The 26,435-nt window shown below is 39.7% G+C and carries 31 protein-coding genes; all 31 read right to left on the reverse strand.

What is annotated here, in order from left to right:
* Positions 1 to 10: 10 nt before the first annotated feature.
* Positions 11 to 565 (reverse strand): ribosome recycling factor, encoded by a 555-nt coding sequence (frr, locus tag BM097_RS02525; RefSeq protein WP_090545568.1) that lies wholly within the window; start codon positions 563 to 565, stop codon positions 11 to 13.
* Positions 566 to 574: 9 nt separating this feature from the next.
* The gene (gene pyrH / locus BM097_RS02530) at positions 575 to 1,270 is read right to left on the reverse strand and encodes a UMP kinase (RefSeq protein ID WP_090545570.1); all 696 of its coding nucleotides are present in this window, start codon (positions 1,268 to 1,270) and stop codon (positions 575 to 577) included.
* A 20-nt stretch (positions 1,271 to 1,290) separates the two neighbouring features.
* Positions 1,291 to 2,064, reverse strand: a complete 774-nt coding sequence (locus BM097_RS02535; protein WP_090545572.1) for a polymer-forming cytoskeletal protein — start codon at positions 2,062 to 2,064, stop codon at positions 1,291 to 1,293.
* A gap of 20 nt (positions 2,065 to 2,084) precedes the next feature.
* Positions 2,085 to 2,999 (reverse strand): polysaccharide deacetylase family protein, encoded by a 915-nt coding sequence (locus BM097_RS02540; RefSeq protein ID WP_242944644.1) that lies wholly within the window; start codon positions 2,997 to 2,999, stop codon positions 2,085 to 2,087.
* A gap of 183 nt (positions 3,000 to 3,182) precedes the next feature.
* Positions 3,183 to 4,112 (reverse strand): translation elongation factor Ts, encoded by a 930-nt coding sequence (gene tsf / locus BM097_RS02545; RefSeq protein ID WP_090545574.1) that lies wholly within the window; start codon positions 4,110 to 4,112, stop codon positions 3,183 to 3,185.
* 4 nt (positions 4,113 to 4,116) lie between these two features.
* Entirely contained in the window at positions 4,117 to 4,848 is a 732-nt protein-coding gene (gene rpsB, locus BM097_RS02550) for a 30S ribosomal protein S2 (protein WP_090545576.1), read from the reverse strand.
* 150 nt (positions 4,849 to 4,998) lie between these two features.
* Positions 4,999 to 5,565: an MltG/YceG/YrrL family protein gene (locus BM097_RS02555; protein ID WP_090545578.1), complete on the reverse strand. Its 567-nt coding sequence runs from the start codon at positions 5,563 to 5,565 to the stop codon at positions 4,999 to 5,001.
* Positions 5,565 to 6,233, reverse strand: coding sequence for a DUF6115 domain-containing protein (locus BM097_RS02560; RefSeq protein ID WP_143084946.1), 669 nt, complete (start codon positions 6,231 to 6,233; stop codon positions 5,565 to 5,567). Before BM097_RS02560 ends, BM097_RS02555 begins: the two co-directional genes overlap by 1 nt.
* A 77-nt stretch (positions 6,234 to 6,310) precedes the next feature.
* Positions 6,311 to 6,637 carry a hypothetical protein gene (locus BM097_RS02565; RefSeq protein WP_090545582.1) on the reverse strand — a complete coding sequence of 109 codons (327 nt, stop codon included), beginning with the start codon at positions 6,635 to 6,637 and terminating at the stop codon, positions 6,311 to 6,313.
* 45 nt (positions 6,638 to 6,682) lie between these two features.
* The gene (locus BM097_RS02570; RefSeq protein ID WP_090545584.1) at positions 6,683 to 7,450 is read right to left on the reverse strand and encodes a FliA/WhiG family RNA polymerase sigma factor; all 768 of its coding nucleotides are present in this window, start codon (positions 7,448 to 7,450) and stop codon (positions 6,683 to 6,685) included.
* A 34-nt stretch (positions 7,451 to 7,484) separates the two neighbouring features.
* Complete coding sequence (locus tag BM097_RS02575) at positions 7,485 to 7,793, reverse strand: hypothetical protein (RefSeq protein WP_090545586.1); 309 nt, start codon at positions 7,791 to 7,793, stop codon at positions 7,485 to 7,487.
* A gap of 28 nt (positions 7,794 to 7,821) precedes the next feature.
* The gene (locus BM097_RS02580) at positions 7,822 to 8,310 is read right to left on the reverse strand and encodes a chemotaxis protein CheD (RefSeq protein WP_090545588.1); all 489 of its coding nucleotides are present in this window, start codon (positions 8,308 to 8,310) and stop codon (positions 7,822 to 7,824) included.
* A gap of 13 nt (positions 8,311 to 8,323) precedes the next feature.
* Positions 8,324 to 8,938 carry a chemotaxis protein CheC gene (locus tag BM097_RS02585; protein ID WP_090545590.1) on the reverse strand — a complete coding sequence of 205 codons (615 nt, stop codon included), beginning with the start codon at positions 8,936 to 8,938 and terminating at the stop codon, positions 8,324 to 8,326.
* A 12-nt stretch (positions 8,939 to 8,950) separates the two neighbouring features.
* A complete protein-coding gene (locus tag BM097_RS02590; protein WP_090545592.1) occupies positions 8,951 to 9,418 on the reverse strand; it encodes a chemotaxis protein CheW in 468 nt (155 codons plus the stop codon).
* Between the two features lie 14 nt (positions 9,419 to 9,432).
* Positions 9,433 to 11,541: a chemotaxis protein CheA gene (locus BM097_RS02595; protein WP_090545594.1), complete on the reverse strand. Its 2,109-nt coding sequence runs from the start codon at positions 11,539 to 11,541 to the stop codon at positions 9,433 to 9,435.
* A 4-nt stretch (positions 11,542 to 11,545) separates the two neighbouring features.
* Complete coding sequence (gene cheB, locus BM097_RS02600) at positions 11,546 to 12,814, reverse strand: chemotaxis-specific protein-glutamate methyltransferase CheB (RefSeq protein WP_090545595.1); 1,269 nt, start codon at positions 12,812 to 12,814, stop codon at positions 11,546 to 11,548.
* Positions 12,815 to 12,817: 3 nt separating this feature from the next.
* Positions 12,818 to 13,561: a flagellar brake protein gene (locus BM097_RS02605; protein WP_090545597.1), complete on the reverse strand. Its 744-nt coding sequence runs from the start codon at positions 13,559 to 13,561 to the stop codon at positions 12,818 to 12,820.
* Positions 13,562 to 13,564: 3 nt separating this feature from the next.
* Entirely contained in the window at positions 13,565 to 14,440 is an 876-nt protein-coding gene (locus BM097_RS02610; protein WP_090545599.1) for a P-loop NTPase, read from the reverse strand.
* Positions 14,441 to 15,811: a flagellar biosynthesis GTPase FlhF gene (flhF, locus tag BM097_RS02615; RefSeq protein ID WP_090545601.1), complete on the reverse strand. Its 1,371-nt coding sequence runs from the start codon at positions 15,809 to 15,811 to the stop codon at positions 14,441 to 14,443.
* A 5-nt stretch (positions 15,812 to 15,816) separates the two neighbouring features.
* Positions 15,817 to 17,868, reverse strand: a complete 2,052-nt coding sequence (gene flhA, locus BM097_RS02620; RefSeq protein WP_090545603.1) for a flagellar biosynthesis protein FlhA — start codon at positions 17,866 to 17,868, stop codon at positions 15,817 to 15,819.
* Between the two features lie 24 nt (positions 17,869 to 17,892).
* The gene (gene flhB / locus BM097_RS02625; protein ID WP_090545605.1) at positions 17,893 to 19,026 is read right to left on the reverse strand and encodes a flagellar biosynthesis protein FlhB; all 1,134 of its coding nucleotides are present in this window, start codon (positions 19,024 to 19,026) and stop codon (positions 17,893 to 17,895) included.
* On the reverse strand, positions 19,026 to 19,805 hold the full coding sequence (locus tag BM097_RS02630; RefSeq protein ID WP_090545607.1) for a flagellar biosynthetic protein FliR: 780 nt from the start codon (positions 19,803 to 19,805) through the stop codon (positions 19,026 to 19,028). Before BM097_RS02630 ends, flhB begins: the two co-directional genes overlap by 1 nt.
* A 5-nt stretch (positions 19,806 to 19,810) precedes the next feature.
* Positions 19,811 to 20,080, reverse strand: a complete 270-nt coding sequence (fliQ, locus tag BM097_RS02635; protein WP_090545609.1) for a flagellar biosynthesis protein FliQ — start codon at positions 20,078 to 20,080, stop codon at positions 19,811 to 19,813.
* A 40-nt stretch (positions 20,081 to 20,120) separates the two neighbouring features.
* Entirely contained in the window at positions 20,121 to 20,981 is an 861-nt protein-coding gene (gene fliP / locus BM097_RS02640; protein WP_090545610.1) for a flagellar type III secretion system pore protein FliP, read from the reverse strand.
* Positions 20,982 to 21,000: 19 nt separating this feature from the next.
* Positions 21,001 to 21,363 carry a flagellar biosynthetic protein FliO gene (locus BM097_RS02645; protein WP_090545612.1) on the reverse strand — a complete coding sequence of 121 codons (363 nt, stop codon included), beginning with the start codon at positions 21,361 to 21,363 and terminating at the stop codon, positions 21,001 to 21,003.
* A 1-nt stretch (position 21,364) separates the two neighbouring features.
* Positions 21,365 to 21,727, reverse strand: a complete 363-nt coding sequence (locus tag BM097_RS02650) for a response regulator (protein WP_090545614.1) — start codon at positions 21,725 to 21,727, stop codon at positions 21,365 to 21,367.
* Positions 21,728 to 21,755: 28 nt separating this feature from the next.
* Complete coding sequence (fliY, locus tag BM097_RS02655; protein ID WP_090545616.1) at positions 21,756 to 22,937, reverse strand: flagellar motor switch phosphatase FliY; 1,182 nt, start codon at positions 22,935 to 22,937, stop codon at positions 21,756 to 21,758.
* Position 22,938: 1 nt separating this feature from the next.
* Positions 22,939 to 23,919: a flagellar motor switch protein FliM gene (gene fliM / locus BM097_RS02660; RefSeq protein WP_090545618.1), complete on the reverse strand. Its 981-nt coding sequence runs from the start codon at positions 23,917 to 23,919 to the stop codon at positions 22,939 to 22,941.
* 38 nt (positions 23,920 to 23,957) lie between these two features.
* Positions 23,958 to 24,485 carry a flagellar basal body-associated FliL family protein gene (locus BM097_RS02665; RefSeq protein WP_090545620.1) on the reverse strand — a complete coding sequence of 176 codons (528 nt, stop codon included), beginning with the start codon at positions 24,483 to 24,485 and terminating at the stop codon, positions 23,958 to 23,960.
* Positions 24,486 to 24,497: 12 nt separating this feature from the next.
* Complete coding sequence (locus tag BM097_RS02670) at positions 24,498 to 25,400, reverse strand: OmpA/MotB family protein (RefSeq protein WP_090545622.1); 903 nt, start codon at positions 25,398 to 25,400, stop codon at positions 24,498 to 24,500.
* Complete coding sequence (locus tag BM097_RS02675; protein WP_090545624.1) at positions 25,400 to 26,194, reverse strand: motility protein A; 795 nt, start codon at positions 26,192 to 26,194, stop codon at positions 25,400 to 25,402. Before BM097_RS02675 ends, BM097_RS02670 begins: the two co-directional genes overlap by 1 nt.
* Positions 26,195 to 26,435 lie beyond the last annotated feature (241 nt).

Raw genomic sequence — 26,435 nt, forward strand, 5'->3', positions numbered from 1 at the left:
AGACTAAAAATTAAACTGTCATAATTTCCTTTGTCTTAGCTTCAACAGCCTTATCGATTTCCGCGATGAACTTATCAGTCATCTTTTGGCACTTGTCCTCAAGGTCCTTAATTTCATCCTCAGAAACGCCCTCATCCTTTGAGTGCTTCTTTAATGTATCGATAGCATCTCTTCTGATATTTCTGATTGCAACCTTTGCATCTTCACCATGCTTCTTAACTTCCTTTGCAATCTCCTTACGACGCTCTTCAGTAAGCTCTGGGAATACAAGACGAATAAGCTTTCCATCGTTTGTTGGGTTGATACCAATATCTGACATGTTAATAGCTTTTTCAATCTCTTTAACAAGTGATGGTTCCCATGGCTGAATCTGAATAAGACGTGGCTCTGGGACTGAGATATTAGCTACCTGCTGAAGTGGAGTTGGTGCTCCGTAGTAATCAACTGTAATCTTATCTAAGATATGTGGATTAGCTCTTCCTGCACGAATAGTTGTGTATTCGCTTTCGAGATTATTATAACTCTTTGTCATTTTCTCTTCGTAGGTTGAAAGTATATTATCCATTAATCCTCCTTAAACAGTAACAACTGTTCCATTAAATTTTCCTGTAATAGCCTTAACTATTGAATCCTCTTCATTTAAAGAGAATACATACATTGGCATTTTCTGCTCCATAGCGATGACAGATGCTGTCATATCTACTACCTGAAGCTTCTTATCGATTACTTCACTAATGCTAACTTCATCATAACGCTTAGCGTCAGGATTCTTAGCAGGATCACTATCGTATACACCGTCGATAGATTTAGCAAGAAGAATAACATCTGCTTCAATCTCAACTGCGCGAAGTACAGTAGCAGTATCTGTTGAGAAATATGGATGTCCTGTACCACCGGCAAAGAAAACAACCATTCCTCTTTCGAAGTATTTATTAGCTCTATCCTTTGAATACAGCTTTGAAACATTTCCACATTCAAATGGAGTTAAAACTGAAGTTCTCATGCCTTCTGTTCTAAAGATTTCAGAAACATAAACACAGTTCATAACTGTAGCAAGCATACCAATCTGGTCAGCCTTTGTTCTATCGATTTTTTCTGATGAACGACCTCTCCAGAAATTACCACCGCCGATAACAACGCCTACTTGAACGCCATCATCAACAAGCTTTTTTACCTGCTTTGCTACCATGACACATGTAGCTTCATCGAAACCAAACCCCTTATCACCTGATAACGCTTCTCCACTAAGCTTAAGTAATACTCTCTTCATTATTAGAATTTTCCTTTGTTTTAAATATTAAATACACTGTTAACATCAACATCAGAGTAGCTCTGTGAGCAGAAGCCCTCGATAACAGCGCCATTATTAATCTGTACTGAGCGAGACTTAATGTTACCCATTACAACTGCTGATGTGTCAACAACAACTGGTCCGTTAACATCGATATCGCCCTTAACAGCGCCTGCGATAACTGCTGATGTAGCAGTGATATTACCAATAATTACAGATCCAACACCAATTTTTGCTGTACCTGTTGTAATAACTTCACCCTCGATTTTAGCAGCATCTGCAAAAAACTCAGATGAGTTAGAATTACCATTTACCTTACCTGTAATAACAAGCTTGCCATTACAAGCAACATCACCAACGATTTCTCCCTGTACTTCAATTGAACCAACTGATTCAACATTACCTGTGATTTTCATACCTGCAGTAATAACTGCATTTTCATCTGATGCCTGAGCTCTTGTCTCAGGTGCATTTCCCATAACTTCCATTGCCCTTGGTGCCTCCATTTTAGTTTCTTTTTTTGTGTCGAAAAATGATTTTCTCTCCTCTTGAGGCTCAACATGTGTACTAGCCTCCGGCTTACTAACGGAAGGAGTTTCAACCTTCTTTGTGACTTGCTCTAAAAGACCATCAAGCTTATTAAGCTCAGACTCAACATCAATATCCCCATCTAGAGTGTTGACCATAACCTCTTCGTTAGGTGTCTCTTCTGTTCCAGCCATTTCGTCTAAAGCGTCATTGAAATCCTCTTTAAAATCCTTAAAAAAGCCCATAACAAATCCTCCAATTTTATTTATTGTACAACATTTACATGCTGTATAATTGTCGTTTCATCTGTGATTGGTAAAATCATAGCTCCCTTTTCCTGTAGTGCTTCTATTAAGCCTGGTAAAGCTTCTACAGTAGCATTTTTATTTGATGCATCATGCAACAATACTACAGACGTCTTGTATTTTACCACATCTTTCATCACATTATCAACAAGCTGTTCTGATGAAAAAGCCTGTGAAGTAGCATCACCAGAGGCAACATTCCAATCGTAATAAATCGCCCCCTGCTCATTCAGATAATTAATGAAAGTAGACATGCTTGTGCTGCTCACCTTATTACTACTACCACCAGGAAATCTATAGTATTTAGTATCCACTCCTGTAGTATTTAATATAAGATCATGAATCTTATTGTAATCTGCAGCAAAAGCATCACCAGAAGAATAAATATCTCCAAAGCTATGACTGTAAGAATGCATTCCTATGGTGTGGCCATCTTCAACTATTCGTTTATAGGCGTCACCATAAACCTCCAAATCCTTTCCACATACAAAGAAGGTAGCTTTGACATTATAATCATCTAGAATATCAAGTATCTTGTCTGTATTAGAACTTGGGCCATCATCAAAAGTCAGATAAACCTTTGGAATATCCCCCTCCTCAGCGATATTATCGATGTCATCCACCTTGTAGACATCGTCTAATACGCTATCATCAACCATTTCATTCGAATCTGCTACATCTGTAGATACATAAACCTGTTTAGAAAGCTCACGAAGCTCTTTCTTCAGGGATAATACCTGGTAGCATAAAACACTCATGACTGTAATGGTAAGTACCATAAAGGCCAAAATCGTTGTAACAATGAATTTCTTCATACGTGCAACGCGTTTCCGCTTAGCGCGTTGTCTTTCAAGCCCCTCGTTTACATTTTCCACAGCTCGTCCTCCCCCTTAAATTTTTCCTTTTCCATTCTAACACAACATATTCTCAATATAAAGGCAAAAAAACAAAGACAATGTTACTATTCGCACAATCCAGTAATTCTATAGGACAAGCCACACCAGCCCAGAATATAAAAAAAGGCAGTCACTTTCGTGACTGCCTAAAATTCTTACGAATTATGCGTTCATCTGAGCAGCAACCTCAGCTGCGAAGTCTTCGTTCTTCTTCTCAAGACCTTCACCAGTCTCATAACGAACAAAGCTCTTAACTGTGATGTCAGAACCTGCTTCCTTAGATACCTGCTCTAAGTACTTAGCAACTGTCTGCTTTCCATCCTCAGCCTTAACGTAAACCTGATCAAGTAAGCAGATTTCCTTAAGCTCCTTAGATACACGGCCTTCGATCATGCCATTGATAACCTTCTCAGGCTTCTGTGACTCCTTAGGATCGTTCATAATCTGAGCAAGAAGGATTTCCTTCTCGTGTGCGATGTAGTCTGCAGAAACTTCATCACGTGATACATACTTAGGATTAAGAGCTGCAATCTGCATAGCAATGTTTGTAGCTGCTTCCTTAGCTGCATCGCACTCAGCGCCAGCCATATTAACGATAACGCCAATACGTCCACCACCGTGTGTATATGATACTACGAAACCATCAGCTGTAACCTTCTCAAAACGACGAAGAGAAAGCTTCTCACCGATTGTAGCAACCATTTCTACGTGTACATCATTAACTGTCTTTGATGAATCCTCTGCCCATGGCTGAGCTAATAATTCATCGATAGTCTTAACATCAGACTTAAGAATCTGGTTAGCAACCTTTTCTACGTAAGTCTGGAACTTTTCGTTCTTAGCAACGAAGTCAGTCTCTGAGTTAACCTCAAGAACAACTGCTGTATTGCCATCAACTACAACCTTGCAGATACCCTCTGCTGCGATACGAGATGCCTTCTTTTCAGCCTTAGCCGCACCATTCTTACGAAGGAGCTCGAAAGCTGCATCCATATCACCATCGCACTCAGCGAGTGCCTTCTTACAATCCATCATACCTGCGCCAGACTGCTCGCGAAGGTCTTTTACCATTGCTGCTGTAATAGCTGCCATAATTTTATGCCTCCTCTACTGCTTCTGCTGATTCCTCAGCAACCTCATTCATTTCACCCTGCTTTGCTTCGATAACAGCGTCTGCCATCTTTGCAACGATAAGCTTTACTGCACGGATAGCATCATCGTTACCAGGGATTACATAATCAAGCTCATCTGGATCACAGTTTGTATCGCAAACACCTACAAGTGGAATACCAAGTGCGTGTGCTTCCTGGATACAGATGTGCTCCTTCTTAGGATCGATAACGAAGATAGCATCAGGAATTCTGTTCATTTCCTTAATACCGCCGAGAACCTTTGTAAGCTTCTCCTGCTCCTTCTTAAGACCTGTAACTTCCTTCTTTGGAAGAAGATCAAATGTTCCATCTGCTTCCATCTTCTCGATTTCCTTAAGACGAGCGATTCTTGTCTGAACTGTCTTAAAGTTTGTAAGCATACCACCGAGCCATCTCTCGTTAACGTAGAACATACCGCAACGCTCTGCCTCTGTAGCGATAGCATCCTGAGCCTGCTTCTTTGTACCTACGAAAAGGATTGTACCACCCTGCTGTGCGATATCGAAGATAACATCGTAAGCATCGTCTACCATACCTACAGACTTCTGAAGGTCGATAATGTGGATACCATTACGCTCTGTGTAGATATAAGGAGCCATCTTAGGGTTCCATCTACGTGTCTGATGTCCAAAGTGAACACCTGCCTCAAGTAACTGCTTCATTGAAATAACACTCATTTTAATACCTCCTGGTTTGTTCTTCCGCATGATTCCTCCTGACAAAAACCCTGCCTACTGTAGGTTGGGAACCAATGTCAGTCCTCACGCGTGTATTTTCAACAGCCCCTTTAATTTATCATAGATTAAGACCTCTTGCAAGCCTTTTTGTTATTCCTGCTTAGGTGGGGTTGTTGTTCTTTCATCTTTATTTACTAGTAATGCAGCAAGATCATCATAACTGCAATCCTGTTGCACATAAAAAGTACCTGCCTGAATAAGATTATCTATATTTAATTTATTCAGATATTTATTAAAATCATCAACAGAATCAATAAGACCTGCCTTTTTTAGATTTCTACAAACCATTTCTGAAGATTCGCCACCGCGAACTGTAAATGGGACATAGGTTACAGAAGCATCACCAGTATTAGCTACTTCTTCAACAGTCTGTGGTACCTCTTCTACTGATTGCTCTGAAGCACCTTCTGGTACCTCATTTTCAGCCACAGGCTCTGTTTTATCAATCTCTTCCTCTGGAAGGTCCTCTCCAACATTTTCTTCAAGCCCCTCTTCTGTCATAACCATTCCAAGCTCCGTTGCCCTTTTGATGATTTCAGCATCTGAAAGCTGTTCTTTGGCAAGGCTATCCTTTCCAAAATAAAAGCTGATAGCCAAAAGAAGAGTTGCAAAAGTAATACCAATCCCAATTCCTCTAATGTAATATTTCAGTCTCATTATCTTCCCTCCTGATAAAGTCCAAGAACAAACTTAACCTCTCCTAAACCTCTTCCAAGCTTTTTAGCTATTTCAACCTCGGATAGACCTTCGTCATGAAGAGTAAGTATTTCCATATTGCCACTTGGTTTGATACTTGGGGTTTCATCAGCAAATTTTTCTGCCAAGGCCTCTGTAAAGGATATTGGTTCAGGAACAGTTTCGCCTAAAGCTACAAAGGACTTTTCTGATTCCTTTTTAGCCTTTTCAAGCTCTGCCATTTCCCCTTCGATTTCTATCTCTCTATCTCTAAGTAAATCCAGCTTTTTAGCGATAGAGGCATCCAATGCCACAAGTGTATCTTCAAGCTCTGAAAGCTTTTTTGTCATATCAACTGTATCCTGCTGCTTTTCGTTAAGCATGGAATACATGAAGGTAACTTCTTTATGAGACTTGTCTACAGATTCCAAAACAGTATCAGAATACTCAGAGATTTGCATAATCTTATCAGTAGTTTCTTTATCTGTTTTTCTGTCGATTTCTTCCATGGCCTCATCAATAGTGGCTGAAAGCTTATCCTCCATTTCCACCCTTGCGTCTGCCATCTTATCCTTGATTATTTCTTCAATCTGCTCCTTTGTGAGCTTTTGAAGATTTTCTCTGTCCTTGCCAGAAAGCTTTTCAGACACAAAAAAACTCCCAATGCAAAAGGATAACCCAATGATTAGGAGTACAATTTCAAGTACTGTCATTTTTAGTCCCCCTTTTAAATCCTTATGTCAAACGAAGGCGTTGTCTTTTCTGTGACAGTGCCATCGCCCTGTAATTTCTCGTCTTTTTTGTCTTTAGGAGGTCTACGTTTTTTATTACCCTCGTAACCTTTACCATTGCCCTCTCTGTCTAAGCTATCCTCTGTGCGCTTTGCATTGTAAGTATCATTAACTTGATGGGCTAGCTTCTCCTGTTGTTTTTCAACAGTATCTGTTAAAGCAGATTGCTGAAGCAATGGCTTTTGGTCTTCACTAGCTTTAGTGTGACTAATTTCATTGGTATTTTGAATCATTCCGTTGAAATTAATTGGACTAATTGACATAACATTCCCTCCCTAATTGGAACACCATACAATTAATAATTTACCCTAGCTATTTGTTAATATTCCCATATATTCACCAAGTGATGACTTCATCTTCTGAAGTGCCTTGGTATGAAGCTGCGAAACTCTGGATTCAGAAACCTCCAAAGCCGCGCTAATTTCCTTTAAATTTAAATCCTCATAATAATAAAGTAAAATTACTTGTTTTTCCTTTTCTGTAAGCTGATCTAAGGCTTCTTTAAGCTTTTCGGATAATTCCTGCTTGGAAATATTATCCTCTGGCTGTATGAAATGAGAATTATGCTCAGCCTCCATTACAGGCTCGTTACCAGATTCCACAAACTCATTTAGGGAAACTACGTTGGTAACATTAAGCTGAGATTGCCATTTCATAAATTCATCTGTAGAAATGTTTAATTCGTCAGCTATCTCTTCATCTGAAGCACTATGACCAGTGCGTGCTTCTATATTTTTGATAGCATCATCAATCATACGCTGACGCTGTCTGATGGTACGTGGAATCCAATCCATTTTTCTGATTTGGTCCAAAATAGAGCCTCTAATGCGCAGACTAGCATAAGTTTCGAATTTAACATCCTTTGCTAAATCGAACTTGTCTATAGCATCAATAAGGCCAAAAATACCATAGCTGCATAAGTCCTCATACTCCACAGTATTTCCCAAATACATGCAAAGTCGACCTGCAACAATTTTAACAAGTGGCGCATATTCAAGTATTAATTGCTCTCTAAGCTCTTGTGTGGGAGTAGCCTTGTACTTGTCCCAGAGCTTTTCTCTGTCACCTGCTTTCATTTATGCCCCCTTCAATACGAGTATTCTTGATATTTTAACCTTCCTCAGAATCACTCGAATTTTCCTCAGCAGTTGCAACATCCTCATCTGATGCACCTTCTGTGCCTTCTTCATCAGGTATCATTGCATCAATCTGTTCATCCATAGCCACAGTTGGTTCAATAGTTCTGAAAGAATAATCTAAAATCATTTTAATGATGGTGCCCATAACAAGGAAAATAACAACAACCACTAAAAGCCTACTTACAAATACAGAAAATTCCACATGCTGCATAATAGAAATAACGCATGAAATAGATGCCGCTGCAAGTGCAATAATAATCGGTATAGGCTTAGTTTTCATGATTTCCTCCAACCATCTAATCTATATTTTAAATAATCTTCAGCTCTTTGCCAACTGCTTTTATATAGTATTGCCCTGTTTCACTATAAATCTCTACAGTTCGACCATAGTTTAAGCCACAGTCCTCTGCAACCAGCTTTACTCCAAGCTGCTTTAACTTAGCCCTGGAAGCCTCAGCATTCCTCTCACCAACATTGATACCGGCGGCGTTGGCTCCAGGCATTTCAAACATTTTTGCCCCTCCAGCAATCTTCGCAACAAGTCTGGCCTTATTTGCACCAGCTTTAAGCATATCATCATAAAGCTTTTGGATTCCCGTATCTGCAAATTTGGCAATATTGGAATTATTTCTGATAGCTGTGCTGTCAGGTAGCATTATGTGCGCAAGCCCGGTAATCTTTGTGGAAGGATCATAAATTGCAATTCCAATACACGACCCTAGACCAATGGTAGTAAGATTATCTGGAGCTTTGCATATTTTCAGATCGGCCATGCCGACTTTAATCATCTGCCCCATAACTCAACACTCCTTAAATTGGTACACCTAGTGCCGTTAATATCTTTGCATAAGAATCTTCCTCAGGCATAAGAATAAAATGCCCCTTTATTCCCAAATCATCAGAAAAATCTGTATTTATCATAAGTGCATTATCACCAAAAATACCAAACTGAACAGCAGGAACGGAAAGAATAGCCGCAGCCATATCTACTGCTACAAATGGTACTGATGGAACAATTGTCAAATTAGTAAGACCAGAAAGGGCGGAAAGATATGAGCCCGCAATAATGTTTCCAACCTCTTTGATTGCAGACAAATCCATCTCATCAAAAGGTTCACTGTAAGACATGTCGCGCATCATTAGTTTATTTACGATGTGATGGGCACTGGTCATGTCCATAAGAAACATCATAGAACCATCTATATCTTCCTCAACGCCAAGTAATATACCAACAATTATCTCATCCTCCGAGCCAATTGCTGAACCTAAATCCTCTACAGGTAAAAAAGCAACCTCTGGAACGCTCATATCGATTCTAAGGCCAAGCATATTGGCGATGGCAGTTGTTGCATTGCCAGCGCCAATATTACCTATCTCTTTGAGGACATCAAAGTATTTCTCATTAACCTCATTAAGTGTGAGCATACATACCTCCCATTAAGAAGCATCATTTTCCCCTATGATAGAGCTGATTTCAAAAATAGAAATAAGCTCATCTCCATTCTTTCCTACACCATTGATGAAAGAATTCTTACTCTTAAGTGTAGAAGATGGTGCTTCGATGTCATCCTCAGATAATGATAGAACCTCTTTTACTTCGTCAACAATAACGCCCATAAGACCGCCACCATCAAGCTTTAAAATAATAATACGAGAAGCATCTGTGAATTCATCATCATCAAGATCCATTCTACGTCTAAGGCTCATTACTGGAACAACCTCACCACGAAGGTTTATAACACCTCTGTAATAAGATGGAGCCTTTGGAACTCTGGTGATTTTGCTCATACGAACAATATTATCAATATAGGAAATGTCGATACCATAATGCTCGCCACCTATTTTTACAACAATGTATTGCTTCTTTTCTTTCTCAACTACATCATACATAGCCATATCTGACATGGTCTCACCTCCTATTAAATAACAGCATTGACATCAAGAATCATAGCGATTTCGCCATCACCAAGGATAGTTGCACCGCTGATGAGCTTGTTATTGTCAAGCTTACCAAGTGACTTAATAACGATTTCAAGCTGTCCAATAAGATTATCTACGATTATACCGCCTAAAGTGTCGCCCTTCTTACAAATAACAACTGTCATTGTATCCTCCTGGCTTTCCTTTGGCTCAAAATCAAGAATCTTATCAAGGTGAATAAGAGGAATAACCTGACCTCTAAGATGGATAACCTCTTTAGATTCAACGTACTTGATTTCAGATACTGGTATATTTTCAATGTTCATAATTGATGCTAAAGCAATAGCATATTTTTCGTCTCTTATCTCAACCATAAGAGCCTGAATAATAGCAAGTGTAAGAGGAAGTCTTACGGTAAATGTAGAGCCTTCACCCATTACAGATTTAACGGATACATCACCGCCAAGAGCTTCAATATTACTCTTAACAACATCAAGACCAACGCCTCGACCAGAAATGTCTGTAATCTGTTTAGCCATTGAGAAGGATGGCATAAACAGGAAGTCGATAATTTCCTTCTGAGTAAGATTTTCTGCTTCTTCAGGAGTTACAAGGCCTCTCTCTACAGCCTTGTCACGAACCTTGTCAGTATTGATACCGCCACCATCATCGCCTACTTCGATGATAACGTTGTTGCCCTCCTGGAAAGCGTTAAGGAAAATTGTACCCTTTTCAGGCTTTCCTGCAGCTTTTCTGTCTTCAGGAGATTCAATACCATGATCAGCTGAATTTCTAAGCAAATGCTGAAGTGGGTCACCAAGCTGATCTACTACAGTTCTATCAAGCTCTGTATCCTCACCTGTCATAACAAGCTCCATTGGCTTGTTAAGCTTTCTATCAAGGTCTCGAATCATTCGAGGGAACTTGGCAACTACTGATTCGATAGGAACCATTCGAACCTTCATAACTGATTCATGAAGATTGGTTGTAATTCTCTCTAGGTATTCGATATTTTCATGTAATGTCTGGTGATCAATTTCACCTGAGCTGTTGCTCTGTGAAGCAAGTGAGTTCTTTGCAATGATAAGCTCGGAAACCTGATTCATAAGAGCATCAAGCTTTTCAATATCAACACGAATTGTACGTGAAGTAACAGGTTTATTAGCTGGCTGATTCTTTCCGCCTGCTTTACCTGCAGGTGCTGCTGGCTTAGCTGCTGGTGCAGGAGCTGGTGCCGCCGCTGCTGGTGCAGGGGCTGGTGCTGATGCTTCTGGTGCTGGAGCCGGAGCTTCTTCTTCCTTCTTTTCATATATATCAGGTGTAACCTTCTCGGCCTCAACAGACTCTATTTCAGAAACAGTCTTAACTGCCTCAAGAATAGGGTCTAATTCCGATTCTGTTGAGAGAATAAATGAAAAGTCAAATTCGAATTTTTCATCTTCAATATCTGATGAGCTTGGATCAAAGGCCATAATCTCACCAAATTCTTCAACAGCCTTAAATACAAGGAAAGCTCTTGCTGCCTTAAGCAGGCATTCCTTGCTAATATGAATAGTAAAGCCGTAAAGCTGTTTTTCGCCTTTTAATTTTTCTATAAGCTCAGGCTCAAGCTTCATCTGCTTGAACAGTGGACCACTAGCTGCATCTGCTGCTGGGGCATCTGAGCCCTCTGCAGGTGCTGCGTCTGCTGCTGGAGCGTCCGCTGCTGGGGCATCTCCACCTTCAGCCTGAGTAAGATAATCATTTAAAAGCTTAATTAAGGCCTCGTTTTCTTCCTCGCCCTCGTTAGAAGTAGCCTTTACTGTATCCAGATAGCCTTCGATAGCATCAAGACACTTAAAAAGAATATCAATAAGGTTAGAATTTACCTTGACATTATCATTTCTAACTTCCTGGAAAACGTTTTCCATATCATGGGTAAGATGCTGCATTCGTTTGAATCCCATAGTGCCTGCCATACCCTTTAAAGAGTGAGCAGCACGGAAAATCTCATTTACAACATCCTTGTTATCAGGCTCCTTTTCCAACTCCATAATGTTGTCAGAAAGGCTCTGAATATGACCACTTGTCTCGTCGATAAAGATATCCAAATATTGACTTACATCCATCCTACTAACCTCCAAGTTTCTTTACTATTGAATTAGCTACTGATTTAAGTGGTACCACCTCATTAGATAGACCACCTTGTTCCACCGCTTTAGGCATTCCATAAACAACACAAGTAGATGCCTCTTGCGAAATAACGTAAGTCTTTTTGTACTGGTTCAGATACCTGATGCCCTCCGAACCATCTGCCCCCATTCCTGTAAGTACCACACAAATAATCTCATCGAAGCTCGTTCTGGCCAAGGACTGATACATAACATCAGCACATGGTTTCAAGCTGTTTACAGGTGGGCCATCGTCTAATTGACAATAAGCTGCACGACTTCCGTCTTCGCAGATTTTCATGTGCTTACCACCTGGGGTGATATAAACTACTCCAGGCTTAAAATATTCTCCGTTTTCTGCTTCCTTCACTGTAATGTCAGATATTTGATTTAATCTGGCAGCTAGTGAACCTGTGAAGCCTTCTGGCATGTGCTGTACCAAAACAAGAGGGACTGATAAATTAGCTGGAAGCATTGGCACAAAGGTGTGTAGTGCCTGTGGGCCTCCTGTAGAACAAGCAAGAGCTATAAGCTTCTTTGTTCTAGAAGGAGTTCCAGTTGGTGTCACTGGTTTTTCAGCCGCTGCTGCTTTTGGTGCTGAAGGAATCGGCCTTGGAGAGGATGTTGTTGGTGTTGGCTGTGATGTCTGTGTAAAGCTTGTTCTCCTTGGCTCGCTTGCTGTGGTACCAGTCTGCGCATTACCGATACCTGCTTTAGCCTGAGCTAACCTGCTTCGCACATCATCCATCCTCTCAGCTGTCTTCCTTTGAGCATCACCAATAGCTCTAGTAGTAGTGCTAACTGTACCTCTTGATGCGATTTGTTTAAAGGCTCTTGATTTTGTAACATTGTGAAGTGCTTCTAAAAGCTGCTTGCCAAAGATTTCTCTTGTCTCACCACTAGAACGGATAGGCTTAACTACGAAATCCAATGCACCATATTCCATAGCCTTCATAGTACTATCAGCATCCTCCTTTAAAGAGGAGCTAATCAGTACAGCGTTGATATCCTTCTTCTCAAAATAAAGTCTTTCAAGAAGTTCAAGACCTGTTAGCTTAGGAAGAATCATATCAAGAACAACTAAATCGTACGGATTATTCTTTATTTTGTTGTAAGCATCTTCGCCGTCTGCACTGACGTCTAATACACGAAAATCATTATCTGCGTTGATAATATCACAAATAATCCTTCTCATGAGTGCAGAATCATCAACAACTAAAATCTTATACATTCTTTACCCCTGATCTTTTTTTCTTAAACGTCGGTCCTCATCAAAGATGTACTTAATAATTGTTTCTCTATCTTCCGGTTCTTTAAAAAGAAACTCAATACGATGTTCATAAACACCAAGGTTCTCTTTATATTCTGTTTTAATTCTTCTGGCAACCACATTGATGGTCTGGTCAATATCCTTGGACTTAAGCTTGAAAGAAGCATACATAAATCGTTCTGTGAAAATATCTGTCTTTGCAGTAAATTTTGCTCCACCGCCGCTTAAATCTAAAATATTTCCTGAAACGGGCATACCGTAGGTATTGCCGTATTTTTCTAAATCATCCTCTACAAGAGTCATGTTTGGCAAAATAGCAACATCCTTTGGTATAGGAAGAACCTTTATAGGAATGAGACATTGAAATCTGTAGTAGTCTCTTCTTTGAACCTTTGTAAGCTTACTGTCTGGAGAGAAAACATATACTGGAAAATTCTCCAAACGACCTCTTTTAGTAATAATTCCTGACAACTGAAACATACCCTGTTTTGTATTAAAAACTGCATTAAAAGGAACATCCATAGGTATAGTGACGGTATGTCCCTTTCTGGTAGGGATATGAAATATTATCTCTCCTTTTTTGGTTACTCCGAATACGCTTGAGATATAAATACTTCTATCCTCTTCTATGTAATTTTCTACGTCAGAGTTGGTGCTGGCAAATGAAAACTCAATAGGTGTGCCAGGTCTCAGTTCGAATACTTCCATAAACTATGCCCTATCCTTAAGTAATGCAGTAAATATATGAGATACCCCCCATTTGAAATGGGTACCTTCATCTTTCTTTAACAGCTTGGAAGCCACTGCCTGGAAACATTTAGCTGACTTGGAGGAAGGTACCTCCAGAGAAACAACCTTTTGATTTCTAACCGACTTTTCAAGCTGAGTATCATAGGCAATATACCCAAGATAATCCAGATTTCCACCTAAAAACTTTTGAACTACAGAGTTCATTTTGCTATATACAGCCGTGCCCTCTGCCTCGCTCATGACCTTATTTGCAACAAGATGCACGTTCGTTCCATTCTTAGAATACTTAGGACTTTTATACATAGCCTTCATAAGAGAATAAGAATCCGTCAAGGAACTAGGCTCTGGTGTGGATACTAAAACTACTTCAGGTGAGGCTAATACAAACTCTAACACCTGGTCCGATACACCCGCACCAGTATCTATTATAAGAATATCACATAAGTCATTTAAAAGTGATAGGTTATGGACTAAAAACGCAATTTGTTCACGATTCAGATTGTTGAGACCTACAACTCCAGATCCTCCAGAAATAAATCCAATTCCCATGGGACCTTCAGTAATAATATCTCTGATGCTCATTCCCTTGAAAATCACATCAGACAAATTGTAATTAGGCAAAGTACCAAACATAACCTCTACATTGGCAAGTCCAAAATCTGCATCGAGAATAATAACCTTCTTCCCTAAACGAGTAAACCAAACCGCCAGATTTACCGCCATGTTTGACTTACCCACACCACCTTTGCCAGAGGTAATGGTAATTACCTTTGTTTTCTCAACTGTCCGTATATTCTGCGCTTTGATGACGTTTCGTAAGTTTTCTGCTTGATCCATTTAGTTTCCTCCCAACAACTGTTTAACAAGCTTCTGGGCGTTTACAATCTCTATGTCATCTGGCACATTTTGACCTGTGGTAATATATGAAAGGGAAGCTCCTGTATATAACTTCATATTGAAAATATTTCCAAGGCATTTTGTTTCATCCAGCTTTGTAAATATTAAGTTGAACTTGGCAAATTCCATATAGGAATCTGCTATATCAATTAAGTCCTTCTGTTTTGTGGTTGCAGATAAAACAAGATAAACCTCGTTATCATAATAATCACCTAGGGCAGATATAAGCTTTTTGGTATCAAGCCTCTGCTCCTCATTTCTGTGAGAAAATCCAATGGTATCTACCAAAATGACATCTAAATCATTATTCTCTCTGGTTTGCTTTTTAACAGTATCTAAAAGCTCATCAGCAGAATAAATTACATTTAAAGGAACGCCTAAGATATTAGCATAAGTCTGAAGCTGATTTGCAGCAGCCATTCTGTAGGTATCTGCAGTAATCAAACCTACCTTTTTGCCTTCTTCTACCTTAAATTTAGATGCAATTTTAGCAATAGTTGTGGTTTTACCTACGCCTGTAGGGCCAATGAAAAATACAACCTTTGGTCTTCTTTCCCCAGGTACAATTTTAGTAGGAGTACCAAGCTTTAGAACCATCTTTTGGTACACATTAGATAATAAATTATCCAAGGAATGGCTGGTTCTTAAGACCTTATCCATATCCTCTAATACCTGATTTATATACTTTTCCTGTACTTCATTTTCAAGAAGCACATTGTAAAGCATCTTAACAAAAACATGATTATCACCATCTATGGATGGCTTTCCGTCATGCTCCTTAATTTGAATATCGTCATCTGGATTTGAATTCATAACTTTAACAGGTTCATTTTGAATAACATTAACCTTATTCTTTGTAGGATTTGTATAGGTAGCCTCGAAAAGCTTGGCATGCTTAACATTATCTACAAGAGGTTCAAAGGATGCTTCAGCCGCTTCCTTTGGCATCGGCTTTACATCTTGTGATACTTTGTCAGGCTTAGGAGCATTAGCTTCATCACCTGTTTGCTTTTCAAGGACCTCATTAACAGCAGAAAATGCATCCTTAAGCCTAATTGCATCATCAGCAACTGCCTCAAAGGAACCTGCTTTTGGCTCAGGTATTGGATTGGCAAAGGCCTTTGCGTCATTTGAAAAGCCCTCATCCTCCACTGCGGCGGTAACCTCATAGGTACTGCCTTTGAAAAGACCGCCAAAGCCCTTTGGCTTAACAACCTTGACATTCATAATCACCGCTGCGTTGCCAAGCTCCTTTCTTACCTTGTCCATTGCTTCTTCTTCTGTTTTTCCTGTGTACTTATTAATTGTCATTTACTCTACCCCGTTACCATGCCAACTGATGAAAGTTCTACATTAGAATCAATTTCGTTATAAGAAACAACTATCAAATCCTTAAAATAATCCTGAGTCAAGCTCTTAAAATACATTCTTACGATTGGAGAGGTGACAACAATTGGTGTTCGTCCCATCTCCTCAAGCTTCTTAATCTCCTCCTCCAAAGATGCAATGATTGCTTTGATACGTTCCGGATCTAAGGTTAAATATGCTCCCTGCTCAGTTTGCTTTATTGAAGCCATAATATCCTGTTCCACCTTAGGGTCCACTGTAATTACCTGAGTAGTTTCGTTAGGTGCAAAATACCTTCCAGAAATAGCTCTCTTAAGTCCCTGTCTTACATATTCTGTAAGTACATCTGTGTCATGGGTTGTGGTTGCATGATCAGCCAGCACTTCGAATATAGTAAGTAAATCTCTGATAGAAACACCTTCTGAAAGAAGATTTTGAAGTACCTTCTGAACATCGCCAAGGCCAAGTAGCTTTGGAACAAGCTCTTCCACAATAACAGGATTGGTTTCCTTGAGGTTGTCGATAAGATTTTGAACATCCTGTCGGGTAAGCAGCTCTGCTATATGACTTCTAATTATCTCTGTCAGATGAGTAGCGATAATAGAAGGTGGATCTACTACTGTATAACCTAAGGATTCAGCCCTTTCACGCTGGCTTTCTGTAATCCATATTGCAGGTAGATGGAAGGATGGCTCGAAGGTAGGAATACCTGTAATCTCCTCCTCTACATACCCTGGATTCATTGCCATATAGTGGTCAAAAAGGATTTCTCCTTCAGTTACCTGTATACCTTTAATCTTTATAATATATTGATTAGGATTTAGCTGAATATTATCTCTAAGGCGGATGATTGGAACCACAGTACCAAGCTCCAGGGCAATTTGTCTTCGTATCATAACCACTCTGTCAAGCAAGTCACCACCTTGATTTGCATCTGCCAGTGGAATAATTCCATAGCCAAATTCCAGCTCAATTGGATCAACCTGCAGGAGTGAAACAACATTTTCTGGTTTTCTGATTTCCTCTGCCTCTGTTTCTTCCGCCGCAACCTCCTGCTCTATTTCCTCTTCGCCAAGTGTCTTGCTCATAGAATAGCCTGTAACTATGAAAGCTGCACCAAAGGCTAAGAATAGTACACTGTTAAGTGGAGTTGAAATACCAAGGAACGCCATGGCGCCACCTACGATATACAAAACCTTTGGAATTCCAAAAAGCTGACGTACAAGGGTACCTGAAAAATCTGCAGCCTTAGAACCCTTTGTAACCAAAATACCAGTTGATAAAGAAATCAAAAGAGATGGAATTTGAGATACAAGTCCATCACCAATGGTAAGGATACCGAACTGCTGAAGAGCCTCAGCTGCTGGCAAGCCTTGATTCATTACACCCATCACAGTACCACCTGCAAGATTGATTACTGTGATGATAAGACCAGCTGTTGCATCTCCCTTTACATACTTAGTAGCACCATCCATGGCGCCGAAGAAGGAGGATTCTTCCTGAATCTTATCTCTTCGTCTTTTTGCTTCCGCATCATCTATGGCGCCTGTATTAAGATCTGCATCGATGGCCATCTGCTTACCAGGCATAGCATCAAGTGTAAATCTGGCTGTAACCTCAGCTACACGCTCAGAACCTTTATTGATAACCATAAACTGAATGATAATCAGCACGATGAAAATAATGGCACCAATTACAAGGTTATTGCCACCTACGAAGCTACCAAAGGTTCTGACAACATTTCCAGGGTCGCCAGTTGAAAGAATAAGTCTGGTAGATGAAACGTTAAGTGATATTCTAAAAATGGTAGAAAACAAAAGTAAGGTTGGGAAGAAGGACATATCCAAAACTTCCTGCACAAACAGCGTATTCATAAGAATAATGAGAGCCACTGAAATATTAAAAGCAATCATTATATCCAGTAAAAAATTTGGAATAGGGATTACAAAAAAGATTACAGCTGCAAGCAGATACGCAGCTATGCCAAGATCAGTTTTCTTAACAGATGCAGTGATATCCATTTTCTCCTCCCCCTTTCCTTAATTTTAGCTAACCTGCTGATTGCGATTTGTATAAACCACGGCAAGTATTTCAGCCACCGCCTGGTAAAGCTCTGGCGGGATTGTTTCGTCTATCTCAACCGTTGCATAAAGTGCTCTGGCAAGCGGTTTATTTTCGACGATAGGAACATTGCTCTCCTTAGCAACATCCTTGATTTTTTTAGCAAGATAATCCTCACCCTTTGCCACAACTCGTGGCGCATCATCCTTTGTATTATCGTAAAGAATTGCCACTGCCAAGTGGGTAGGGTTTGTGATAACAACATCGGCCTTTGGAACATTGCTCATCATTCTTCGCTGAGAGCTTTCCATCATCCTCTGCCTTTGTTTACCCTTAATCTGAGGATCTCCTTCAGTATTTTTATATTCATCCTTGACCTCTTGTTTTGTCATCTTCATATCATCCTTGAATTTCCATCTTTGATATGCATAATCTGCAAGGCCAAGCGCAATATAAACAACAGATATTTTTATTCCCGTATCAACGATAATTTGAAATATCAGACTAAGAGCTGCCTTTAAGGATATGTCATAAAACAAAAACAAGGTCTTAGCCTGATCTCTGATACTAATGTAGGCTATATAAAAAACAAGAGTAATCTTTGCAATAGCAAGGATTAAATTGACAATTGACTGCTTTGAAAAAATACGTTTAAAGCCACTGATTGGATTGAATTTCGAAAGCTTGGGCTCAAGCGGCTTCAAGGTTGGCTTCCAACCTACCTGTACAAGGTTTGTAACGAAATCGGCGGCAAAACCAATCAATAAAAACGGCATAAGGATAATTAAGGTTTTTCCCAACACGCCTCGAAACATTCCTGTAAAAGCCTGGATTGTAAGACCACCCTTCATATTTACAATATCTGGGAAGAAAGCATATATCCACCTGAATATCTCTTCTATTCTCACTCCTGCAAATCCTAAGAAAATCCTAAGAGCAAGGAAAAAACCTAGAAGAGAAACCCCATTTACAACCTCCTTGCTTTTGGCAACCTTACCTTCCTTTCTGGCATCAGAAAGCTTTTTACTGGTAGGGTCTTCCGTTTTTTCTCCACCCTCTCCATCAGGGGCAAAGAACTGGAGGTTATATGGAATTAGTAAGGCTTTTTCTTCATACATCAATACATCCCCTGTAAATAAAGAGACAACATCTTTTTCATTTCCTTGAAAATAAATGCTGCAATATCTGGTAGCAAAAATACCGTTAAAAACAAAACTATAAAGCCAACAATAATCTTTAATTGGGCACCTACAGAAAACATGTGAATCTGAGGTGCAACCTTTACCATGATTCCTAAAATAGCATTTAAAACCATAATAACTGCAAATATCGGAAGAACAATTCTAAAACCAATAACAAAAATATCTGTTATAAAGATTACGGTAGAGCTCATAAGTGAGTCCCATTCAAAAACCGCTCCCCCTATTGGAATCAGCTTATAGGCATCGCAGAAGGTTCTAAAAATATAGCGATGCATTCCTGATAAAATCAGCAGAATCATAATAAAGTTGTTATATAAGGTTCCGGTTGCGGAGGTTTCTGTCTGCAAGGATGGGTCATACTCCTGGGCCATTGATAGACCAATGTTCATATCAATCATATTTCCGGCTAAAAGTATGATGAAATTGCAGCAGAAGGTAGCAAAACCGATTATTAAACCTGTAACTGCTTCCTTAACAACTAAAAAAGCATATCCAACTACTGTAGAATAGTTAAGCTCGCTAAAATCAACAACAAAATACAAAAGAAGCGCAACCAGGGCCGAAAAGCCGATTTTTAGCCTGGCAGGCGTATTTCTAGTGTTGAAAAATGGTGCCACTACTACAAACATGGATATGCGGGTAAGGAGTAACAAATAATATTCAAAATTTTGTAATGTGAAATGAATACTAAACATCTATTCTAACCTAGGTAAATGGAAAAATTAGTCCACAAATCGGTAATGTAATTTGTTAGAACTGTAAGTATCCATGGACCGAAAAACATAAGCGCAGCAAATACTCCAACAATCTTTGGAATAAAGGTAAGCGTTTGCTCTTGAATAGATGTGACTGTCTGGAAAATACTGATAACAAGACCTATCACAAGTGAAACTAGCAAAAGTGGTAATGATGTAATCAAAAGAATATATATACTATTTCTGATGATATCTAATACCTGTCCTTCAGTCATAACCATCCTCTCCTAAATTATAAACCCCTTAAATTACTAACTAATAGAACGTCTTCACTAACCCGCCAATAACCAAATCCCATCCATCTACCAAAATAAAAAGTAGAATTTTGAATGGTAAAGAAATCGTTGTAGGTGGAAGCATCATCATACCCATTGACATAAGCACTGATGCCACAACCATATCAATAACGATAAATGGTACATAGATAAGAAAGCCTATTATAAACGCTGCCCTAAGCTCAGATAAAATAAAAGAAGGAACAAGGACTGTAAAAGGAACCTCGTCCAGCTCATCTAAGCTATAGGTAATACCTGCAATGTCACAAAATAAAGCTAAATCCTTTTCCTGTGTCTGAGGATACATAAACTCTCTTACTGGTGCTATTGCTGCATCAATAGCTTCTTCCTGGGTAATCTCCCCAGCATCAAAAGGATCAATAGCATCTGTTTTAATCTGTGTTAAAACAGGTGACATAATGAATAATGTTAAAAACAACGCCAACCCTATCAAAATCTGATTTGGAGGCGCTGTGTTAGTTCCAATAGCAGCGCGCACAAAGTGCAATACAATGACGCATCTGGTAAAGGATGTTAGCATTATCAGAATTGAAGGCGCCAAGGTAATGATAGTAAGCACAAGTAGCATCCTTAAGGTTGCTGTAAAATTACCGTCCTCACCATCAAATGTTAATGAAAAGCCCTTATTGCCACTGCCGACAACCTCGTCCGAAGCATTAGGTGCATTTTCAGTTGCACCATATTGCTCGTTACTGGCCCCATATTCTGTACTATATTCAGTTGCGTAAGCCTTTGTGCTGCAGGTAAAAAGCGTGCATGTAATCACTGAAAGTGCAAATAGTAGGCTAAAGATTACATACCCCTTCTTTAATTTTTTCATAACACACTCGTCCGTCTAGTTATTTTTGTTTTATAGAAAGCTTCTCCAAAACCGTCTTGAAATCAACAGCCTGAATAGTCTCTGTAGGCTCATCAATATCCTTGAGCTGTGATGAGGATAACTCACCTAGGAGAGTGACCTCGTCCTTGCCAATAGCAACGACAAAATATTTATCCTCACCAGCTCGAATAATCTGGACAAATTTATTGTTTGAAAGCCTAATCGCCTCGACTATTTCAAGATTCTTGTTTAGTCCCACGCTCTTTTGATAACCAGCTATCCACTTGGTTACAAAGGTGGTCAGGGCAAGTATCCCTACAAAAACAACCAAGGCAAAGATTAATTGAAAGAAGCTTTCTCCCGCCGAAGAAAGAAGAATCATATTATCCAATTACCTTCTTTACAGCTTCAAGTACACGCTCAGCCTGGAATGGCTTAACGATAAAGTCTTTTGCACCAGACTGAATAGCTTCGATAACCATAGCCTGCTGCCCCATAGCAGAGCACATAATAACACATGCGTTAGGATCTTTTTCCTTGATAGCCTTAAGGGCGCCAATACCATCCATCTCAGGCATTGTAATATCAAGAAGTACAAGATCTGGAGAAAGCTCGCTGAACTTATCAACAGCAATCTTGCCGTTCTCAGCTTCTCCGACTACATTGTAGCCATTCTTGGTGAGAATGTCCTTAATCATCATTCTCATAAATGCAGCATCGTCACAGATTAAAATGTTTTTTGCCATGTCTTCATCTCCTTAAATAATATATTGTTTATTCTTTGATGATTTCTGTTATTCGTACACCAAAAGACTCTTCGATTACTACGACTTCGCCTTTTGCCACATACTTGCCGTTCACAAGTACATCTATTGGTTCACCGGCTATTTTATTTAGCTCGATGATGGTACCAGGTGCAAAATCCAAAATATCTTGGATTGTCTTATTGGTACGACCTAATTCAACTGTAACCTCAAGAGGTACATCTAAAATCAGATCTATGTTCTCCTGTGCAAACTGGGCTGCAAAGCCTGGTCCGAAAGGAGTAAACTGTGCCGGTTGTACGTTTATCTGCTGCTGTGGCGGATACATGTACTGCGGCATCATCATTGGCTGCCCCTGTGGCATTTGACCTGCCATCATATTTGGGTCCATCGCAGGTGGCGGAGCCGCCTGTGGTGGTGGAGCTGCCGCCGGCGCTTCTGCCGGTGCTGGTGGAGGTGCTTCTGCCACTCCATCGTCCACCGTAGAATTTGAATCAGACTCCATATTGTTGAGTACTGAATCACACATCTCCTTGGCAAGTGATATTGGATACAGCTGCATCATTTCACTGTCTACCAAGGTTCCTATTTCCATCTTAAAAGCAATTCTTACGAAATTACTTTTTAAGAATTCATCAATTTCACCAGCATCGATTGTTGCAAGATCTGTAAGCGTTGCCGTTGGTGGTGAAATATCTACCATTTTATTTAGCATAGATGAAAGGGAAGTTGCACTTGCACCCATCATCTGGTTCATGGCCTCTGATATAGCTGATAAATGAAGATCTGAAATCTCGCCGTCAATATTTGTACCATCTCCACCCATCATCAGGTCTGTGATAACTTTTACGTCATCCTCTTTTAATACAAGAATGTTAGAACCATCAAGACCTTTGGTATAACCAATTCTTACTACAACGCAGGAATTGTCATAATTAGATGCCAGCTCATCCCAATTAGTTTCAGTAACAACTGGGGTTGAGATTTCTACCTTCTGATTAACCAGTGAGAAAAGTGTGGTCGCTGCACTACCCATGCTTATGTTGGCAACTTCACCAATTGTATCAATCTCCTGTTCAGAAAGTTCTCCTCCACCACCGCCTCCAGACGATGGTTCAGCAGCTGGTGCATCTGGAATTCCCCCACTTAGTAGTGCATTAATCTCATCCTGTGATAATACACCGTCACCCATTCTACTGCTCCTCCCTAATGATTTGTGTCACTCTAACTGCGTAATCCTTACCTGATGCTCCTGGAAGGGCTTGGAACTTCTTTATGTCGCCCACGAAAACATCTAGCTCTTGATCTACCTTTGTATCAAGTCTAACTATATCTCCGACCTGAAGTTGTGAGAAATCAGCTACAGTGATTGTGCTATTGCCAAGCACTGCTGTAACTGGAATCTTAGCATGTGTAATAAGTGCTTCTACAGCCTCTGAATAACTTTCACCTGCTTTCTCCTTTTGACTACTATACCAGAACTTTGTGTTTAATTTGTCCATAACTGGCTCTAAAGTAATAAAAGGCAAGCAAACATTCATGAGACCTTCTACATCACCGATTTTAATATTAACGGTGACAATCGCTATCATTTCTGATGGCGATATAATCTGTGCGAACTGTGAGTTTGTCTCAATTCTTTCAAGTCTAGGATGAACATCTAATACGTTTTCCCAAGGCTCTCTGAGCAAATCCACACAGGAGGTCATTACTCTTTCAATTAACAAAAGCTCTATTTCTGAAAAGTCTCTAATCTTGTCTAGTGGTTCCCCTTCGCCACCTAACATTCTGTCTACCATTGCAAAGCCAAGATTAGAAGCCATTTCAACGATTATATTTCCCTCCAATGGAGAGAAGTCTACAACACCTAGAAGTACAGGGTTTGAAAGAGAGTTCGAAAACTCCATATAGGTAACAGCCTCGGAGTTCATTACCTCAACCTGTATGTTCTTTCTAAGAAAAATTGGTAGATTGGTGGAAAGTAATCTGCCGTAATGCTCAAATATAATCTCCATTGTTCGAAGATGTTCCTTAGAAAACTTGGATGGTCTTGCAAAGTCATAATTCTTTACAGGTTTTTCTTTATTATTTTTTATTTCTTCGGCATCTAACTCACCGCTGGTTAAGGCGTTGAGCAGATTATCTATTTCGTTTTGTGAAAGAACGTCACCCAAAGTTTTCTCACCACCATTCGTCCCAAAATTAACTGCATTTACTGGTAAGTCGCGCTACTGAAGTTAACTCTAACTATGAATGCCGACTTATAAAGTCCCTGAAGGGCTTCAAGGATTTCTTCTTTGACCTGATCCTCATTATTTCTCATGTCATCTATTGTATGTGATGCAATTACTGTTTTGATTGTATCGCATATAATATTATCAGAGGTTGTAAGGTCTCCTGTGCCGCCACCAAAAGTAGCGTAATCCTCATTTGTAGAATCTAATGATAATGATATTCCAAGGACAGCATAATGCAAATTTCCATCACCGCTGTCTGCAAGGTTAATTGTCATTGTCTCGCCGCCGTTAACAGCATAATCAACCATATCGGCAACATTAACAGCTAAAGAACCTGCTGTATCTCCTGCAACCAAATCTAAATCAATTGCAGAACAAACCTTTGTAATCAATTCATTTGCTTTTTTTGTCTCTGGCACAATGGTAATCGTTAAAACTGCTGTCAGGACAAGATTTACAACAACCAATGCAAGTATAATTACCGTAATCAGATTCTTCTTCATGATTTGCCTTTCTTATTCACCCAAATCTGATGAATATGAGTTGTAGATTTTGATTTCAACACGTCTATTTCTTGCGCGTCCCTCTGCAGTGCCATTATCTGCTATAGGAACATACTGTCCTCTACCAGCTGATTTAATATGGGCTGGATTAAGGTTTGTAACCTGTCTTATTCTTTCTGCAACATAAAGTGCTCTATACATTGAAAGTACATCGTTGTTTTCGTATGTACCAGACTTCATCGGAACGTTATCTGTATGTCCTTCAATTTCAATGATATTCTCATTATACTGGGCAAGAATCTTACCTAAATTATCAACTATCTGAACTGCATCCTCAGTAAGCTCTGCTTTACCTGAGTTAAAAAGTAATGCACCGTTGATAGTAATCATTACATAATTTGCATTAAACTCAACTTCCACCTGGTCCTGAAGACCATATTCTGAAAGCTTGTTTTCAATTTCTTCTGCTATCGACTCGCTCTCTGTAGCGCCTGCCTCTTCAAGGGCTTCCTGGGCTTCTTCTACAGATACACCGTTTGAGGTTTCCTCCCCTTCATTTGAAGCAGAACCATCTTCTTGCTGCTCTCCTTCATTCTCTTGGTCGCTAGCGCCTTCTTTCTCATACTGTTCATCATCACCATCATGAACACTATTGAAATAGTCATCAAACATTTCAAGTTGGCTGATTCCCGATGAAATCATTTGTCCCTCACCAATAGAGGTACCACCTGATGAAAAAATACTAAAGCTAGACTGGATACTTGCTATTACTTCCTGAAATTTCTCCGTATCAGTACTACTCATAGAGAACAGCAATACGAAAAAGCAAAGTAACAGGTTCATCAAGTCTGAGAAGGTGGCCATCCAGGCAGGAGAACCAGCAGGAGCTTCCTCTTGCTTTGGCTTCTTTGCCATTAGCCTTCACCTCCTCCATCTCCTCCGATGCCTTCACGTGCTGAAGGTGGCAAGAAGGATTTAAGCTTTTCTTCTATTACTCGTGGGTTTTCACCTGCTTGAATTGATAGCAAGCCTTCCACTGTAATACTCTTTGACATTGTCTCCAAACCGCTGTTAACACCAAGCTTTGTACCGATAGGACCTGTAAGCCAGTTGGCGATTAGAGAACCATAAAGTGTAGTAAGTAAGGCAACGGCCATGTTAGGACCGATTGTGGAAGCATCTTCAAGGTTCTTTAACATGTTAACCAGTCCGACAAGGGTACCAATCATACCCCAGGCAGGTCCCATTTCACCCCATTTAGACCAAAAGTTTATTACAACTTTGTGTCTGGCTTCCATATTATCTAAATCTGTTTCAAGAATAGCTCTAACTAGTTCTGGATCTGTACCATCTACTACTAAGTTGATTCCTTTTTTTAGGAATTCATCATCTATACTATGTGCTGCCTCTTCAAGGGCAAGTATACCTTCTTTTCTGGAAATATTGGCTAAATTGATGATTTGAGAAATACTATCAGCTGGGCTGACAACCTTAGGCTCATTAATTGCTAAAGTGATACCTTTTAGGCCACTAATGAAATCTGCCATCTTATTACAGGCTAAACAAGAAGACAAAGAACCACCAATTGTGATGATAACTGATGGAACGTCTATGAAGTTTGCCATCGCTGCCACACCACCGGATGAAACGATTCCGAAGATAACCATTACAACACCCAGTACCAAACCAGCTAAAGTAGCTATATCCAAAACTCTTCACCACCCCGTAATTTTTTAGAAAATCTAGCCAAATTGTATGGAATTACGCGTTTTAACTTTTGTGTTTATTTTACTAGATTTAGCATTTATTGTCTACTTTTATACATAAAATCCTCTCATATTATTGTGTTTTTTCCATGTCCTAACCCCTATATATAGAATATTCACAAAATTTTTAGAATTTTCCTACACAATTATTCTACGCGGCCTCCAAGAATTACATGCTCCCGCA

Source organism: Pseudobutyrivibrio sp. OR37 (assembly GCF_900113655.1).
In the GTDB taxonomy this organism is placed as follows: Bacteria; Bacillota; Clostridia; order Lachnospirales; family Lachnospiraceae; genus Pseudobutyrivibrio.